The 783-nt window shown below is 75.5% G+C and carries 1 protein-coding gene; it reads left to right on the plus strand.

The genetic code is table 11. The features are described 5' to 3' along the window. Positions 1 to 783, plus strand: a 783-nt coding sequence (locus tag LPA54_RS33640; RefSeq protein ID WP_228984502.1) for a phosphopantetheine-binding protein, incomplete at both ends; no start/stop codon positions are given.

Below are 783 nucleotides of genomic sequence, written 5' to 3' on the forward strand. Positions count from 1 at the left end.
TCCTCGCGGCGCGCTCCGTGCGCGCCTTCCACGAGTACGTGCCGCTCGCGCCCAGTTACGGTTCCGGGCGGCGTTCGCGGATGTACCGGGTCGTCCACCACGGGCCGCTGCTCGACGTGGGCCGCTGGCGGGCGCTGCTGGAAAGCCGCGGCTGGCGCCTGCACGGCACCGACCTGCTGCGCGAGGCGCCGGGCTGCGTAGCGCTGCTGACCTGCCGCCCGGACGGGTCCGGTGCGCCAGCCGCGGACGACACCGGCTCCCGCACCGCCGCGCCCGCCGTGGAGACCGCGATCCCCCCGGTCGGCGGCGACCCGTCGTCCGTCCTTGCCGTGGCCGAGGAACTGCGCTCCCTCGTACGGGAACTGCTCGGCGATCCCGCCGCAGAGGTGCCCGGCTGGGTGCCGTGGCAGGAACTGGGCGTCGACTCGCTGCTGAACATGGAGTTCGTCGAGGAACTGGGCCGCCGCTACGGCCCGGTGAAGCCGACCGCCCTCTTCGAGCACCGCACGGTGGACGACCTCGCCCGCGCGCTCGCGTCCCGGACCGCCCCGCCCGCTCCGGACGCCGCCGGCCCGGGGCACGCCGACGGCCAGGACCTCGTACGGCGGCTCACGGCACTCGTCGCCGAACTCACCGCGCGGGACCCGTCCCTGATCGACGCCGACACCGCCTTCCCCGAACTGGGCGTGGACTCCCTGCTGCACGAGGAGTTCTGCGAGCGGCTGCGCGCGCTGTTCCCCGCCGCGGACGTGCCCGCCACACTGCCCTTCGAGCACCCCACCC

Source organism: Streptomyces sp. DH12, from assembly GCF_020873895.1.
In the GTDB taxonomy this organism is placed as follows: Bacteria; Actinomycetota; Actinomycetes; order Streptomycetales; family Streptomycetaceae; genus Streptomyces.